Source organism: Azospirillum sp. HJ39 (assembly GCF_041507355.1).
Taxonomy (GTDB): Bacteria; Pseudomonadota; Alphaproteobacteria; order Azospirillales; family Azospirillaceae; genus Azospirillum; species Azospirillum thiophilum.
The window spans coordinates 225,384-239,924 of record NZ_CP167912.1 but is presented as its reverse complement, the minus strand read 5'-3'; the positions used below and the strand labels follow the sequence as shown (position 1 = coordinate 239,924).

Annotated in this window: 12 protein-coding genes; 6 read left to right on the top strand and 6 right to left on the bottom strand. The window is 70.2% G+C overall.

Translation table 11 applies throughout. The features are described from left to right. Positions 1-27 precede the first annotated feature (27 nt). Complete coding sequence (gene urtA / locus ABMY26_RS28685; RefSeq protein WP_144428328.1) at positions 28-1,335, bottom strand: urea ABC transporter substrate-binding protein; 1,308 nt, start codon at positions 1,333-1,335, stop codon at positions 28-30. Between the two features lie 380 nt (positions 1,336-1,715). On the opposite strand from urtA, the gene ABMY26_RS28680 reads away from it, so the two are divergent. Together ABMY26_RS28680 and ABMY26_RS28675 are read left to right on the top strand one after the other, a co-directional pair. Then, positions 1,716-3,230: a L,D-transpeptidase family protein gene (locus tag ABMY26_RS28680; protein ID WP_372399584.1), complete on the top strand. Its 1,515-nt coding sequence runs from the start codon at positions 1,716-1,718 to the stop codon at positions 3,228-3,230. 19 nt (positions 3,231-3,249) lie between these two features. Continuing rightward, positions 3,250-3,630, top strand: a complete 381-nt coding sequence (locus ABMY26_RS28675) for a VOC family protein (RefSeq protein WP_372399583.1) — start codon at positions 3,250-3,252, stop codon at positions 3,628-3,630. Here ABMY26_RS28675 and ABMY26_RS28670 read toward each other — a convergent pair. Together ABMY26_RS28670 and ABMY26_RS28665 are read right to left on the bottom strand one after the other, a co-directional pair. Continuing rightward, the gene (locus ABMY26_RS28670) at positions 3,621-5,108 is read right to left on the bottom strand and encodes a hypothetical protein (protein WP_372399582.1); all 1,488 of its coding nucleotides are present in this window, start codon (positions 5,106-5,108) and stop codon (positions 3,621-3,623) included. The genes ABMY26_RS28675 and ABMY26_RS28670 overlap by 10 nt on opposite strands. Continuing rightward, positions 5,105-6,211 carry a hypothetical protein gene (locus tag ABMY26_RS28665; RefSeq protein ID WP_372399581.1) on the bottom strand — a complete coding sequence of 369 codons (1,107 nt, stop codon included), beginning with the start codon at positions 6,209-6,211 and terminating at the stop codon, positions 5,105-5,107. The genes ABMY26_RS28670 and ABMY26_RS28665 overlap by 4 nt, the downstream gene beginning before the upstream one ends. 338 nt (positions 6,212-6,549) lie before the next feature. On the opposite strand from ABMY26_RS28665, the gene ABMY26_RS28660 reads away from it, so the two are divergent. After that, positions 6,550-6,954 carry a 6,7-dimethyl-8-ribityllumazine synthase gene (locus tag ABMY26_RS28660; RefSeq protein WP_082109183.1) on the top strand — a complete coding sequence of 135 codons (405 nt, stop codon included), beginning with the start codon at positions 6,550-6,552 and terminating at the stop codon, positions 6,952-6,954. Positions 6,955-6,960: 6 nt separating this feature from the next. On the opposite strand, the gene ABMY26_RS28655 is transcribed toward ABMY26_RS28660, so the two are convergent. Beyond that, positions 6,961-8,184, bottom strand: coding sequence for a benzoate/H(+) symporter BenE family transporter (locus tag ABMY26_RS28655; RefSeq protein ID WP_372399580.1), 1,224 nt, complete (start codon positions 8,182-8,184; stop codon positions 6,961-6,963). 101 nt (positions 8,185-8,285) lie between these two features. On the opposite strand from ABMY26_RS28655, the gene ABMY26_RS28650 reads away from it, so the two are divergent. Next, on the top strand, positions 8,286-8,993 hold the full coding sequence (locus tag ABMY26_RS28650) for a GntR family transcriptional regulator (protein WP_372399579.1): 708 nt from the start codon (positions 8,286-8,288) through the stop codon (positions 8,991-8,993). Positions 8,994-9,038: 45 nt separating this feature from the next. Here ABMY26_RS28650 and ABMY26_RS28645 read toward each other — a convergent pair whose 3' ends face one another. Together ABMY26_RS28645 and ABMY26_RS28640 are read right to left on the bottom strand one after the other, a co-directional pair. Next, on the bottom strand, positions 9,039-11,357 hold the full coding sequence (locus tag ABMY26_RS28645) for a PAS domain-containing protein (protein WP_372399738.1): 2,319 nt from the start codon (positions 11,355-11,357) through the stop codon (positions 9,039-9,041). 258 nt (positions 11,358-11,615) lie between these two features. After that, entirely contained in the window at positions 11,616-12,506 is an 891-nt protein-coding gene (locus ABMY26_RS28640) for a LysR family transcriptional regulator (protein ID WP_372399578.1), read from the bottom strand. A 75-nt stretch (positions 12,507-12,581) separates the two neighbouring features. Here ABMY26_RS28640 and ABMY26_RS28635 point away from each other — a divergent pair, with 75 nt between their 5' ends. Next, positions 12,582-13,832 (top strand): MFS transporter, encoded by a 1,251-nt coding sequence (locus tag ABMY26_RS28635; RefSeq protein ID WP_372399577.1) that lies wholly within the window; start codon positions 12,582-12,584, stop codon positions 13,830-13,832. A 5-nt stretch (positions 13,833-13,837) separates the two neighbouring features. Then, positions 13,838-14,419 (top strand): N-acetyltransferase family protein, encoded by a 582-nt coding sequence (locus tag ABMY26_RS28630; protein WP_372399576.1) that lies wholly within the window; start codon positions 13,838-13,840, stop codon positions 14,417-14,419. Positions 14,420-14,541: the final 122 nt, after the last annotated feature.

Sequence of the window (14,541 nt, the reverse complement as noted above, 5' to 3'; positions counted from 1 at the left end):
CTCAGATCAGAGGACGGACACCAGCCCTCAGGTCCCCTTGCCGCCGCACTTGCCGGTCTTCACGTTGAAGTTGCCGCAGGACATCGGCTTGCGCCAGTCGGCGATCAGGTCCTTGCTGTCCGGCAGGAAGTCCGACCACTCGTCGCCGGGGACCAGGCCCGGGGTCTTGGAGACGACGTCGAACTGGCCGTTCTCCTGCACTTCGCCGATCAGGACCGGCTTGGTGATGTGGTGGTTCGGCAGCATCGCCGAATAGCCGCCGGTCAGGTTGGGGACCGACACGCCGACCATGGCGTCGATGACCTTGTCCTGGTCGGTGGTGCCGGCCGCCTCGACCGCCTTCACCCACATGTTGAAGCCGATATAGTGGGCTTCCATCGGGTCGTTGGTGACGCGCTTGTCGTTCTTGGTGTAGGCCTTCCAGGCCTTGATGAAGTCGCTGTTCGCCGGCGTCTCGACCGACTGGAAGTAGTTCCAGGCGGCCAGATGGCCCAGCAGCGGCTTGGTGTCGATGCCGGCCAGCTCTTCCTCGCCGACCGAGAAGGCGACGACCGGGATGTCTTCGGCCTTCACGCCCTGGTTGCCCAGTTCCTTGTAGAAGGGAACGTTGGCGTCGCCGTTGATGGTGGAGACCACCGCGGTCTTCTTGCCGCCCGAGCCGAACTTCTTGATGTCCGCCACGATCGACTGCCAGTCGGAATGACCGAACGGCGTGTAGTTGATCATGATGTCCTCGGGCTTGACGCCCTTGCCCTTCAGGTAGGCCTCGAGGATCTTGTTGGTCGTGCGCGGATAGACGTAGTCGGTGCCGGCCAGGACCCAGCGCTGCACCTTCTCCTTCTGCATCAGGTAGTCGACCGCCGGGATCGCCTGCTGGTTCGGGGCGGCACCGGTGTAGAAGACGTTGCGCGAGGATTCCTCGCCCTCATACTGGACCGGGTAGAAGAGGATGTTGTTCAGCTCCTCGAACACCGGCAGCACCGACTTGCGGCTGACCGAGGTCCAGCAGCCGAACACGGCCGACACCTTGTCCTTGCTGATCAGCTCGCGCGCCTTCTCGGCGAACAGCGGCCAGTTGGAGGCGGGATCGACCACCACCGGCTCCAGCTTCTTGCCCAGCAGGCCGCCCTTCTTGTTCTGCTCGTCGATCAGCATCAGCATGACGTCCTTCAAGGTCGTCTCGCTGATCGCCATCGTGCCGGACAGGGAGTGCAGGATGCCCACCTTGATCGTGTCCTGCGCCATCGCCGGCGCGGACATCGCCGCCATCGCGCCCATGGCCAGACCGGCCAGACCGGCGATCCCGAACGTCGACGTCAACTGCTTGGTCCGCATGAAGTTGCCCCCTTCCTTGTCGGCGCCCCGGTTGGTCCGGGGCTTCACCACATCGTCGGAGAGGAGGCTACCGCGCCTGCGAAAGGGCGTATCTACGTCAAATGACACATACGGTCCGCTCCCTGGCCGCTCCCTGGCCACGTCCTGGAATTCCGGCGGCACGGCGCACGAAGTGCCGGAATAAAGCCGGCCCGGCGGCGTCAACCGATCGTGACCAGCGCTTGTAACGGCCGGCGGGGTGGGCGAACGATGCCGCGATGCACGGGAGCAACAGTATGACGAGCAGACCTTCCGTCACCAAATGTCACTTGCGGATTCAGGAAGGCTTGTCGAAGGATACCGCGTTAGATCCTTCCTGTTCACGTTCCGGTCCAGTCGCCATGCATGATACCCGCCGTCCGATCTCCCGCCGCTCCGCCGCCCTGCTGATGGTCGGCGGACTGGTCGGCGTCGTCCTGAGCGGTCCGGCGCTGGCCGCATCGCCGAAGCAGGCGGCGCAGGCCGCCAAGCCGTCGCTGGTCGGCGGGTGGGCCGCGGCGCTGGAACAGCGCGCGCTGGAGCTCCAGAACGCTCCCAAGGCACCGGTCACCCGCATCGGCTACGGCGCGGTGGTCAAGAAGGGCGACGGCGGCATGGTCGAGAGCGTCGCCCCGGCGGTGGACGTGCCGGCGGCCGACATCCAGGCGCAGGCCCCCACCCTGCCCGGCCTCGCTCCGGTCGAGCCGGCGCCGCCGGTGGTGTTCAGCGTGCGCTCGCCGCTGGCCGACCGCGTCGGCAAGGTCGCCCGCCGCCTGACCGAGCTTGGCTACCTGCCCGCCGACAAATGGGCCGACAGCTTCAACGACGATGTCGAGACCGCCGTGCGCGCCTTCCAGCTGTCCGAAGGGCTGCAACCCGACGGCAAGGTCGGCGAGGTGACGCGCCAGGCGCTCGACCGCACCCCGGCGCAGACGGTGGCGCTGCTGCGCCGCGCCGCCGCGGCGATGCGGGCGCAGCAGGCGTCGATCCCCGAAACCACGGTGCTGGTCAACCTGCCGGGCCAGTCGGTCACCCTGATCGAGCATGGCCGCCCCACCTTCACCATGCGGGCGGTGGTCGGCCGGCCGTCGCGCAAGACGCCGCTGCTGCAGGACAAGATCACCAGCGTCACCATCAACCCGACCTGGACCGTCCCGCCGACGGTGCTGAGCGAGGACAAGCTGCCGGCCCTGCGCAAGAAGGGCACCACCGGTATCAAGAACGCCGCCGTCTATCTCGACGGGTCGGAGGTCGCCAACACCCAGTCGGTCAACTGGTGGGCGGTCGATCCCGGCCGCATCCGCATCGTGCAGAAGCCGGGCGACGACAACGCGCTTGGCCGCTTCCGCTTCAACCTGACCAACGGCGACGGCATCTTCCTGCACGGCACCAACGATCCCAGGCTGTTCAGCCGCGACCTGCGCGCCGCCAGCTCCGGCTGCGTCCGGCTGGAGGATGCCCGCTTGATGGCGGAAACGCTGCTGGGCGCCGCCCGGCTGACGCCGGCTTCGATCGGCCAGCAGCTCGACACCGGCGAAACCAAGACGATCCGGCTGCCGGCCGCGATCCCGGTGCGCTTCGTCTACTGGAACGCCTCGGTCGACACCTCCGGCGTGGTGCGCGTCCATCCCGACATCTACGAGGATCCGCCCACGCTGGCCACCCCGTCCGCCCCGTCGGCCGGGAACAACGGCACGGGCAATGGCACGGGCAATCCGGCATCGGCCGTGACCCCGGTGTCGACGCCGCGGCCGCTGAGCAAGCCGGCGCCGCTGCCGATCCCGGCAGCCCATGCGCCGGTCCACGCGCCGACATCGTTGTCGTCGGCCTCGATTCCCGCCCCGGTCAAGCCGCTCCCGACCCCGACGGGGATGTGAGCCGGGGAGGAAACCGGGGGTGAGAATCGACCGGATCGACCATTTCGTGCTGACCGTCGCCTCCATCGAGGCGACCTGCGCCTTCTACCGCGACGTGCTGGGGATGGAGGTCGTCACCTTCGCCGGGGGCCGTCGCGCCCTCGCCTTCGGGGCGCAGAAGATCAACCTGCACGAGGTCGGCCGGGAGTTCGAGCCGAAGGCCGCGCGTCCGGCCGCCGGTTCCGGCGATTTCTGCCTGATCGCCGAAACGCCGCTGGAGGAGGTGATCGCCCATCTCCAGGACCGCGGCGTCGCGATCGAGGAAGGGCCGGTCCCGCGCACCGGCGCCACCGGACCGATCCGCTCGGTCTATTTCCGCGACCCGGACGGCAATCTGGTCGAGGTCGCGACCTACGTCTGATATCCCCCGCGGTCGTCGAACTCGCCGGTCGCCGCCATGATGGCGGTGCGCAGCCGGTCGGCCTTGGCCGGGCCGGCGACCAGTTCCAGCAGCCGCAGGGCATAGAACAGGTTGATCTCAGCCGTCTCGGCAGCATCGGGGTCGGCCGCCACCGCGGGATAGCCGGCCAACAGGGCCTGGGCGCGGCTTTGCAGGCCCTTTTCCATCGACGACACCGCGTCCTTCAGCGGCTGGTGCAGGCCGAGCGCATCGGCGAGCCCCTCGCACCGGCGCAGGGCGCGGGCATGGTCCTCCGCCGCGGCCTGGCGGGTTTCGTCGACCGGGACCGGGCGGGCATGGTCCGCCGGGGCGGCGACCGCGGTCAGGATGCCCTGGGGCGCGGTGGCGAGCACATTGCCGGCGACCATGGTCCGCACCGCCGCCTTCACCGCATCCAGCCGCCCGCGGTAAGCCGGTTCGGCCAGGACCTCCACCGCGGCCGAGGTGGTGTCGACGCTGGCGACCAGCCGCTCGGCGATCGCCACAGCCTCTTCCGGCGAAACGGCGGCAGGGCCGCTTCCGGCTTGCCCTGCGCCCCCCTCCCCCTTGCCGCCGCTACCGCCGAAACGGGCGGTCCGTTCCTCCAGATCGGTGACGATCAGCCCGCCGAGCCGGGCGAAGATCGCCGGCTGTTCCCACCGCGCCTTGCCGAGGTCGAGCCCGTTCAGCGCCACCAGGAGATCGGCCGGCGTGCCGAGCCGCGAGGCGGCGACCAGCAGCAGGTGATGGACCAGCGCCGTCGACTGGCGCGCCACCGCCTGGGCCGCCTGCTCGATGGCGACGAGATGGCCGTCCTCCAGAACCGGCAGCGGCTTGGGCGACAGCGTGTCCTTCAGCGCCTCGATCGTCAGCCCGATCTCCAGGAAGGCGGCGACGTCCTGCGCCTGGCGATGCATCCCCTCGTCGCCGTGAAGCAGGCGCCACATTCCCTGGCGCGCGGCATCCTGGTCCGCCGCGCCGCGGATCGCCTCGCGGATCACCTGGGCGGCCATCGGCCACAGCCGGCGCCCGATATTGCGCAGGGCGTTGAGGTTGCCGGGCGCCGCCTCCTGCACCTGACGGTCGAGCTGGTCGAGCTGGTGGCGGTCGCCATACTCCGTCACCAGACGCCAGACCGGTTCGATCACCCGCCGTTCGATGCGGCCCAGCGGCATGTCGGCCGCGCCAAAGCCTTCCAGCACATCCTCGAACGGCATGCACAGCACGCGTTTCAACGTCGGGCGGCGGTCGGGGCGGACCTGGGCCAGGCGCGGGCGGATGGCGGCGAAGGTCTGGCGCACGTCGGGATGGTCGCGCACCCGCTCCAGCAGGCGGACGACCTCGACGAACTTGTCCTCGGGAATGTCGAACAGCCGGCTCTCCAGCCCCGGCAGAGGGTCGGCGGGCAGGCGGTCGGCGGCTTGGGGGCCAGCCGACCCGGGCCTTTCCCTTGCGGTCATGGCACGCGGGCCTTCACCGCCTCGATCCGCCGGATGGCGTCGATGTCCATCCGGCCGGTGCGCCAATCCTCCAGCATGCGGACGGACCGGCGGTGCGCCGGCTTGACCTCCTTGGACTCCGCCATCAGGTCGCGGCTGCACTCCTTGCGCGGCAACAGCGGCAGGATGCGGAACAGGTCGTTGACCGTCGCCGCCTGCTGCTGCCGGCTCTCGCCCTGCACCACCTCCCACGCGCCGGTGATGTGGCTCCAGCCGTCGAGCAGCCACGCCATGCGGGCGGCCTGGGCGCGCAGCTGGACGATCTCGCGGTCCCAAGCCTGGAGCAGCGGGCCGATCGCCCCGATCCGCCGGTGGAATTCGGCCAGCACCGTCTCGCCGATGCCGATGGTGTGCTGCGCCACCTCCGCGCAGAAGGCGGCGACCGGGGCCGCGTCGCCCGGCACCGCTTGCGCCCAATCGGTCATGCTGTCGCGGAAGCCCTTCAGGTCGGTCAGGCTGCGCGCCAGCCGGCCGGGCCTGGGCGAGTGCGCCAGCCCGACCGGGGCGGTCACCGCCGCGACGTCGGCCAGCCGGGCATAGAGCAGCGCGGCGTCCATCGCCAGGCTTTCCGCCGCCCTGGTCATCAGCTCTCGGGTCAGCCGTTGCCCCTCGTCGGTATCGAGGCCGGCCCTCAGCATCTCCGGCGATTCCAGGCCGACCGCCTTCAGGATCGCCAGGATCAGCAGGTAATGGGTGAGGGTTCCCTGTTCCTCGTCCTCGTCCAGGGCGCGGCGGGCCGCCTGCGCCGCCTGCGGCCCGGCCAAGCCGCGACGCGCCGCCCTCAGCGTCGCCCGGCGGATCTCATGGGGGGAGCAGGCCTCCTCCTTCACGATCAGGTCGTGGAGGTAGCGGTCGTGCATGGTCATCGACACCATCTCCGGCACCGCCTTCCAGGCGACGACATAGATGCCAATGCCCTGCGACAGGCTGGGGATCAGCACCTCCAGCCTGGACCGCTCGCCACGCCGCACCCGGGTCTGGGACAGCAGCGGCGTCGTGAAGGCCACCGCGGCCCCCCGCTCCTCGAAGGTCGACGGCGCGTATTCGATCGCACCTCTCAACATGATCGCAGTTCCGGATTCGCCTGACCGTTCTCTTCAAGCGGTGCCGATCCCAAGGCGGGGGACCGGGCCACAGCCATGCTTCCATTATTACAACGTCGTAAGAAAGGCCGGTGAAATCAATTTGTCGAAAATTGTAGCGTCATACGACGCCTTGTCACGCTCCGCGACATACGGGGGTAGGCAGGACCAGGGGGCCGGCTGTTCGTCCGGGAGTTTCATCGAGCAGGCCGGAAAGCGCCGAACCGGCGACGACCCTTGCGCTTTGCGCGGGGACCGGACAATTTGGGCGCGACGGTTCGGGCGGACGTCATGCCGCCAGACAAAGGGAGAGACAGAGGGTGAAGAACATCGGCATCGTGCTCGGGCGGTTCCACCGCAAAGAGGTGGAAGAGATGCTGGACGAGGCACGCAGCGTGGCCGCCCGCCGTGGGCTCGGCATCGTGGCGGAGGTCTGGGTTCCCGGCTCGATGGAAAAGCCGCTGGCGGTCAAGCGCCTGCTGCTGCGCGACGACGTCGCCGGGGCGGTGGCGCTCGGCATCATCGAACGCGGCGAGACCGAACATGGCAACGTCATGGGCCACGCCGTCATCGGCAGCCTGATCGACCTGCAGCTCCAGTTCATGAAGCCGGTCGGCGTCGGCATCCTCGGCCCGGGCATCAACCCGTCGCAGATCCCGCCACGCATCCGCCCCTATGCCGCCGCCGCGGTCGAGGCCTGCGCCGACCTGATCGAGCAGGGCTGACCCACCTCACGCCCCGGCGGGGCGCCTGCGCTGCAGGAGATGCATCGCCCCGCCGAACAGCAGGCCCCAGAAGGCCGAGCCGATCCCGAAGAAGGAAAGGCCCGACGCCGTCACCAGCAGCGTGACCAGGGCGGGGATGCGGTCATCCTCGGCCTGGACTGCAGCCAGGAGGGATCCGCCGAAGGCGCCGATCAGCGCCAGCCCGGCCACCGCCTCGATCAGGATCGGCGGGGAGCGGGTGACCAGCGTGGCGGTGACGACCGCCAGCGCCGTCAGCGCGATGTGGCCGGCACCGCAGGTGAAGGCGGCCTGCCAGCGCCGTTCCGGCCGCGGGTCGGCATCGGGTCCGGCGCACATGGCCGCGGTGATGGCCGCCAGATTGACCGTCGGCGCCCCGAAAGGCGCGGTGAGGGCCGAGGCGAAGCCGGTGGTCAGGAACACCGGCGGCACCCGCGGCGTGTAGCCGAAGGTCGCCAGCACCGCCAGGCCGGGAATGTTCTGCGACCCCATGGTGACGACGAACAAAGGCAGGGCCAGCCCGACCAGCGCCTCCCAGGTGAAGACCGGCATGACGGCCGACAGGGTGGGCCAGGGATCGGGCGGCAACGCACCCGATACCGGCGGGTTCAATGCCATCGCCGCCAACGCCACGGCGACCGCCGCCGGCACGGCATAGAGCCGGGCGACGCGGCCGACCACGGCCCAGGTCGCCAAAACCAGCAGCCCCAGCCCCGGCGCCTGCCCCATCGCCAGGAAGGGCGCAAGGCACAGCTTCAGCAGCAGGCCGGCAAGCATGCCGTTGGCCAGCGGCTTGGGGATCGCCGCGATCCAGCGGCCGAGCGGACGCCACAGCCCCGCCACCATGATCAGCACACCCACGGTCAGGAACGCACCGACCGCCGCGGCAAAGCCGCCGGCCACCGGCCCGGTCGCCGCCAGCAGCGCCATGCCCGGCGTGGTCCAGGCGATGCTGACCGGCTGGCGTTGCCGCCACGCCAGCCAGATCGCCGACAGCCCCATCGAGAAGCCGACGGCCACCAGCCCGGAGGCGATCTGCGCCGTGTCCGCCCCGACCGCCGACAGGCCCTGGATCACCACCGCGACCGCACCGGCATAGCCGACCAATGCCGCCAGCAGCCCGGTGGCGACGGCCGACGGCGACAGGCGCGACGGCGGCGTGGCGGAAACCGGCTGACGGAGAGGGGAGAAATGGGGGGACGAGCCGGACATGCCCGGTCCTTTCCGATGCGTGACAGGAGACGCAGAAACGGTTAGATTGGATCCAATATCCGCGCAAGCGGTTTTTGCATCCACCGATTCCGGTTCCGCCCATGCCCCACTCTTCCCACTCTCCCGACACGTCCTTCCCCGACCTGACGGCGGTGATCGCCCGCAACCGGCCACGCTTCCGGACGGCGACCGAGTTCGTCGAGGCGGCGATGCGCGAGGCGATCCTGGGCGGCGTGCTGCCCGGCGGCGCACCGCTGCGGCAGGAGGAGCTGGCCGCCGCCTTCGGCGTCAGCCGCATGCCGGTGCGCGAGGCCCTGCGCCAGCTGGAAGCGCGCGCGCTGGTGGAGTTCCACCCCCACCGGGGTGCGGTCGTGGCGGCGATCTCGGCGGAGGATTCGGCCGACATCGGCACGATCCGCACCGCGCTGGAACCGGCGGCGCTGCGCCTGTCGATGCCGCGGCTGACGGCGGAAGACCTTGCGCTTGCCGCCGAGCTGGTGGCGGAAATGGACGGCGAGGCCGATCCGGGGCGGATGGGGGAGTTGAACCGCCGCTTCCACATGACGCTCTACGCCCGCGCCGACCGGCCACGCCTGCTGGCGCTGGTGGAACAGCATCTGGCCGCCGCCGACCGCTACCTGCGCTTCCAGTTCGTCGCGCTCGGCTACCAGTCGCGCTCACAGGACGACCATTACGCGCTGCTCGCCGCCTGCCGGGCCGGCGATGCCGACGCGGCCTGCGCCCTCGTGGTCGAGCACGTGACGGCGGCCGAAAAGGAGCTGACCGCCTACCTCAAGAAGCCGGCCTGAAGACGCCGGCCCGGGAGCGCCAGCCGAGGGACGAGGCCTCCGCGATCACCGCGCCCCCAGCAGGTCGCCGAGCGCAAGGCCGAGCTGGCGCGGGGTGACCGGCTTGTGGATGATGCCCAGCCCATGGGCGGCGGCGTCGCGTTCGCAGTCGGGGCCGGTCTCGCCGGTCAGGATCACGCCCGGCACGGGGGGGCCGCCGCCCTCGAACAGGCCGCGGATGCGGGAAATCGCCTCGGTTCCATAGCGGCCCTCGCGCAGGCGGTAGTCGGCGACGATCACGTCGGGGCGGCGGCCGGAGCGCTCCAGCGCCTCCACCGCCTTGTCGGCGGACCCCGCGACCAGCACCTCGTAACCCCATTCGCGGAAGATCGTCTCCAGCCCCAGCAGCACGATGGCGTCGTCGTCGACCACCACGGCGAAACGGCCGCGGCCGGCGGTCGCCACCTCCGCCGGGGTCAGCGAATGCTGGAGGGGCCGGCCGACCGGCAGGGCAATGACGAAGGCGGTGCCCTCGTCCGGCGTGGACTGGACGTCGACGGGATGGTTCAGCAACTGCGACAGCCGCCGCACGATGGCCAGCCCCAACCCCAGCCCGCGGTTGCGGTCGCGCTCCGGATTGTCGACCTGGTGGAACTCCTCCCAGATGCGTTCCAGATGGTCCGGCGGAATGCCGATGCCGGTGTCGCGCACCTCGATCAGCAGACGCCCGCCGGCCCGCCGGCACTCGATGTCGATCCGCCCGCTCTCGGTGTAGCGCAACGCGTTCTCCACCAGGTTGCGCACCATGCGGGTCAGCAGGGTGCGGTCGGTGCGGGCGGCGGCATTGCAGGCGGACACCCGCAGTTCCAGACCCTTGGCCGCCGCCACCGGGCGGTAGGAGGCCGCGATGTGGTCGAACAGCGGGACGATGGGGACATCCTCGATGTTCGGCTGCACCACGCCGGCATCCAGCCGGGACATGTCGAGCAAGCTGTCCAGCAACTCCTTCAGCGCGTCGAGCCCGCGGCCGAGATGCAAAAGCGCGTTCGCCCCCTGGGGGCCCTGCACATGCGGCTTCAGCACGTCGACGAACAGGAGCAGCGCCTGCAGCGGCTGGCGCAGATCGTGGCTGGCGGCGGCGAGGAACTTGCCCTTGGCCCGGTCTGCCGCCTCCGCCCTCTCCTTCGCCAGCATCAGCGCCTGCTGCGCCTGCCGGCGGGCGGTGATGTCGCGGAAATAGACCGACAGCCCGTCGGAACTGGGATAGACGCTGAGTTCGATCCAGCGGCCCAGGACCGGAGAGCTCACCTCCACCGTCATCTCGCGCCCTTCGCGCGCCGCCTGCTTCTGCGCTTCCAGCGACTCGCTGCCCAGCGCCTTGGGGAAGGCCTCCCACAGGCGGCGGCCCAGCAGGGTGTCGCGCGACCGGCCCCAGAGCTGTTCGGCCTTGCGGTTGATGTAGGTGAAGCGCCAGTCGCGATCCACGGCGTAGAAGGCGTCGCTGATGCTCTCCAGGATCATGACCGCCCGCTCATGGGAGGCGCGCGCCTCGTCCTCCGCCCGCTTGCGGGTGGTGATGTCGCGGAAAAAGCAACCGACGCCCTCCGGTGTCGGCAGGCAACGGATTTCCAGCCACAGGGTGGTGTCTTCGCCGTCGAACCGTTTTTCGATGGAGGTCGGCACCCGCTCCGTCATCGTCTTGCGGCACATCGCCTCCAGATCCGATCCGGAGAACTGGGGCCAGACTTCCCAGAGGTGGCGGCCGAGCATGGCCGACAGCGGCTGATGGTCGAGCTGTTCGGCCCGCAGGTTCTGGTAGATCACGCGATAGTCGCGGTCGAGCGCCACCAGCGCCTCGTCGATGCTGTCCAGGATGTCGGTCGCGCATTTGCGGGCATCGGCAAGCGCCTCCTCCATCCGCCGTTCGCTCGAACGGTCGTGCAGGATCCACAGGAACCCCTCCTCGTCGCTCTGCAGCGGCAGGATGGTGAGCGCTCCCCAGACCTCGCGGCCGTCGCGGTGGCGGAAGCTGCGTTCCTCCTGGAGCCGCCCTTCGGCCAGCGCCCGCATCCGCAACGCAGCGGGGACGCCGCCGGCGACATCTTCCGGCGGAAAGAGGATGTCGACCGGCCCGCCGCACACCTCCTCCTCCGTCCAGCCCAGGATGCGGACCGCGCCGGGATTCCAGCTCGTCACCCGGCCGTCGGGCGTCGAGGTGAGGATGGCATGGCCGACCGCGCTGTCCAGGATGGCGCGCAGCCGCCTCTCGCTGTCGGCATGGGCGGCGCGGCTGCGTTCCAGCGCCTCCAGGGCGGTGCGGAGATCCTCGTTGAGGGCGGTGACCGTCAGCAGGTCGTCGCATCCGGTGCAGGCCGCAGAGAGCATCGCCTGCAACCGGACGTTCTCCCGCTCAAGGGCTTCGAGCCGCGAACCCGGTTGCTCTTCCGGCCGGGCCTCTCGATCGCCCGCGCCGCCCTTTCGGATATCGGCGGGCTCGTTTGCAACGAACTGCGGATCGGTCATCGGCGCCTAAGATAAACGAAAGACTCATCAAGCATAGAGTGCGCAAGTCCGAAAGCCTCTGTAAACCGTCCAAAGGCAATATCCCGGATGATTGGAAACAGAGCGATTTTATCTTTATTATTACCGCATATCGGTAATCGCCCTTACCATCGCACGCACACCCGGATCGGGTATTTTGTCACGACGCAACACCAACCCAAGGGTGCGATTCAACCGCGGCGTCAGAGGCTGGACCGCAAAACGGTTGCAGTCGCCCGGCCCTTGGACGGTGACCGCAGGCAGCACCGAACGGCCGAGCCCGGCGGCGACCAGGTTCTTGATCGCCTCCACATTGCCCAACTCCATCGATGGACGCGGCTGGATACCGCCGGCCATGAACCAGCCGTCGATCACCGCCCGCATGGTGCCGCCACGCTCGTACAGGATCAGCCCCCCGTCCGCCAGCGCCGCCGGAGCGATGCCGTCGCCCCCGGAGGCGTTACCGGGAGTGCGGGGACCGACACAGACCAGATCCTCGCTGCACACCGGTTCGATGGACAGGCCGGCACGGGCGGCCGGCAGCGTGACCAGCGCCAGATCCAGCGAGCCGGCCTCCACCCCATCCAGGATGTCGGGCGTGTTGCCGGTGACGACGATGATCTCCAGACCGGGATGGGCGGCGCGCAGCACGGTCAGGAGCGGAGGCAGCCGGTAGATGCAGGCGGTGGCGCCGGTGCCGATGCGCACGCGCCCAACCTGTCCGGCACGATGGCGGCCCATGGCGGCGGTCGCCGCCTCCGCCTCGTCGCGCAGGCGGCGGATGAAGGGCAGCAGGTCGCGGCCGGCGGCGGTCGGCAAGGCGCGCTTGCCCACCCGTTCGACCAGCCGCACGCCGAACCGCTCCTCCAGGTTGCGGATCTGCATGCTGACCGCCGGTTGGGTCAGGCCGAGCCGGGACGCCGCCTCGGTGAAGCCGGCATGCTCCACGACGGTGGCGAAGGTGATGAGCTGGTCGAGGTTCAGGCCGCGCATACCCCTAGTTTTCCTTATGATTCCGATCAGATCAATAAATTTGCCTTTTGGCCGTCCGTCCGCGACGGTTGGGGCATGACGACCGCAGCCCTTCCCGCCGCCAACCCCGCCCCTGCCCCGACATCGACCTGGCTCGTGCTGCTGTGCGCCAGCCGCTTCGCCACCTCGCTGTCCTTCATGGTCTATGCCGGCGCGCTCGGGCCGGCGATGCAGGCCTGGGGCATGTCGGCGGGAGAGGCCGGGTCGATCCAGGCCGCCTTCAACATCGGCTATGCCCTGTCGCTGGTGGCATCCTCCTGGTTCGCCGACAGCCTGGGCGCCCGGCGCGTCTTCCTGTGGGCCGGCTGGGCGACGGCGCTGACCGGGATCGCCTTCGCCTTCTTCGCCCGGTCGGCGGAAAGCGGGTTGCTGCTGTTCGCGCTGGTGGGGCTGACCCAGGGCGGCACCTACGCCCCCTCCATCATGCTGGTGGCGCAGGGCGTGCCGGCGGACCGGCGCGGGGCGGCGGTCGGCTGGCTGCTGGGGGCCGGATCGCTGGGATATTTCGCCTCCATCGCGCTGGCCGCCGGGCTGGCGGAGCGCTTCGGCTACGAGGCCGCCTTCATCGCCTGCGGGCTGGGGCCGCTGCTGGCGATCCTGCTCGCGACGCCGGGCCTGCGCGGGCGGCCGAATCTGGTCGCCGGCGGGACTGCGCGCCGGCTGCGCGGCGCCTTCCGCTTCCTGGCCGACCGCCGCTCCTTCCTGCTGACCGCCGGCTACACCACCCATTGCTGGGAACTGCTGGGAATGTGGGCGTGGCTGCCGGCCTTCCTGACCGCCAGCCTCGCCGGGTCCGGCGGCACCGGCACCGGGGATGCGGGCATGCGCGGGCTGTGGATCGCCGGGGCCATCCATCTGTCGGGCTTCCTGTCGTCGCTGACGATGGGCCGGGCCTCCGACCGGCTGGGCCGGCGGACGGTGCTGATGGCGATGGGGCTGATGGGCGCCGCCTGCTCCTTCACCATCGGCTGGATGGACGGGCTGCCGCTCCTGCCGGTGTTGGCCGTGGCCGCCCTCTACGGCTTTTCCGCCCTGGGCGATTCGCCCGTGCTGTCCACCGCGATGACCGAAGCGGTCGAGCCGGGCAGCCTGGGCGCCGCGCTCGCGGTGCGCTCCATCCTGGGCTTCGGGGCCGGCGGCCTGGCGCCGCTGGCGGTCGGGCTGGTGCTCGACCATGCCACCGGCGGGTCGGGGTGGGGCTGGGGTTTCGCGCTTCTCGGCGTCGGCGGCGGGTTGGCGACCGTCTGCGCCCTTCTCCTTCCCGCCGACCGTCCTGTCCGGAGTTGAGTCCCATGCCTGCCGCAATACCTGCCGACATGTCTGTCCAGACGTCCGCCATCGCCGTCCGCGCCTCCACCGACGCCGACATTCCCGCCATCGCCGCGCTCTATGCCGGGCATGTCCTGCACGGCACCGCCTCCTTCGAAGAGGTTCCGCCGGACGAGGCCGAGATGGCCCGCCGCCGCGCCGACATCCTGGCCCGCGGCCTGCCCTATCTGGTGGCGGAATGCGAGGGGCGGCTGGCCGGCTACGCCTATGCCGGGCTGTACCGCACGCGCAGCGCCTACCGCTTCACGCTGGAGAACTCCGTCTATGTCGCCGAAGGCATGGGCCGGCGCGGCATCGGCCGGGCGCTGCTGCTGCCGCTGATCGAGGCTTGCGAGGCGGCGGGCTACCGCCGGATGGTCGCGGTGATCGGCGACAGCGCCAACCAAGGCTCCATCGGCCTGCACGGCGCCTGCGGCTTCCGTCCGGTCGGCGTGCTGCCGGCGGTCGGCTTCAAGTTCGGCCGCTGGCTGGACAGCGTCCTGATGGAACGCCCGCTGGGCGACGGGAGCAGCAGGCTGCCGACGGGGCTGCCCGCCGGGCTGTAGGCCGCCCTCCCCCAGGCCGCCCTCCCCCAGGCCGGTGTCGACCGGCATGCCGGCAGTCGGTATTCACCGCTACCGCGATGGTGACGGCCACCGAGACGATGCGCCCGTGCACTGGCCTGATG

Excerpts from the sequence above, each read along its gene's own strand:
- urtA (WP_144428328.1), bottom strand. The coding sequence starts at position 1,335 with ATGCGGACCAAGCAGTTGACGTCGACGTTCGGGATCGCCGGTCTGGCC.
- ABMY26_RS28680 (WP_372399584.1), top strand. The coding sequence starts at position 1,716 with ATGCATGATACCCGCCGTCCGATCTCCCGCCGCTCCGCCGCCCTGCTG.
- ABMY26_RS28670 (WP_372399582.1), bottom strand. The coding sequence starts at position 5,108 with ATGACCGCAAGGGAAAGGCCCGGGTCGGCTGGCCCCCAAGCCGCCGAC.
- ABMY26_RS28665 (WP_372399581.1), bottom strand. The coding sequence starts at position 6,211 with ATGTTGAGAGGTGCGATCGAATACGCGCCGTCGACCTTCGAGGAGCGG.
- ABMY26_RS28655 (WP_372399580.1), bottom strand. The coding sequence starts at position 8,184 with ATGTCCGGCTCGTCCCCCCATTTCTCCCCTCTCCGTCAGCCGGTTTCC.
- ABMY26_RS28650 (WP_372399579.1), top strand. The coding sequence starts at position 8,286 with ATGCCCCACTCTTCCCACTCTCCCGACACGTCCTTCCCCGACCTGACG.
- ABMY26_RS28645 (WP_372399738.1), bottom strand. The coding sequence starts at position 11,357 with ATGCTCTCTGCGGCCTGCACCGGATGCGACGACCTGCTGACGGTCACC.
- ABMY26_RS28640 (WP_372399578.1), bottom strand. The coding sequence starts at position 12,506 with ATGCGCGGCCTGAACCTCGACCAGCTCATCACCTTCGCCACCGTCGTG.
- ABMY26_RS28635 (WP_372399577.1), top strand. The coding sequence starts at position 12,582 with ATGACGACCGCAGCCCTTCCCGCCGCCAACCCCGCCCCTGCCCCGACA.
- ABMY26_RS28630 (WP_372399576.1), top strand. The coding sequence starts at position 13,838 with ATGCCTGCCGCAATACCTGCCGACATGTCTGTCCAGACGTCCGCCATC.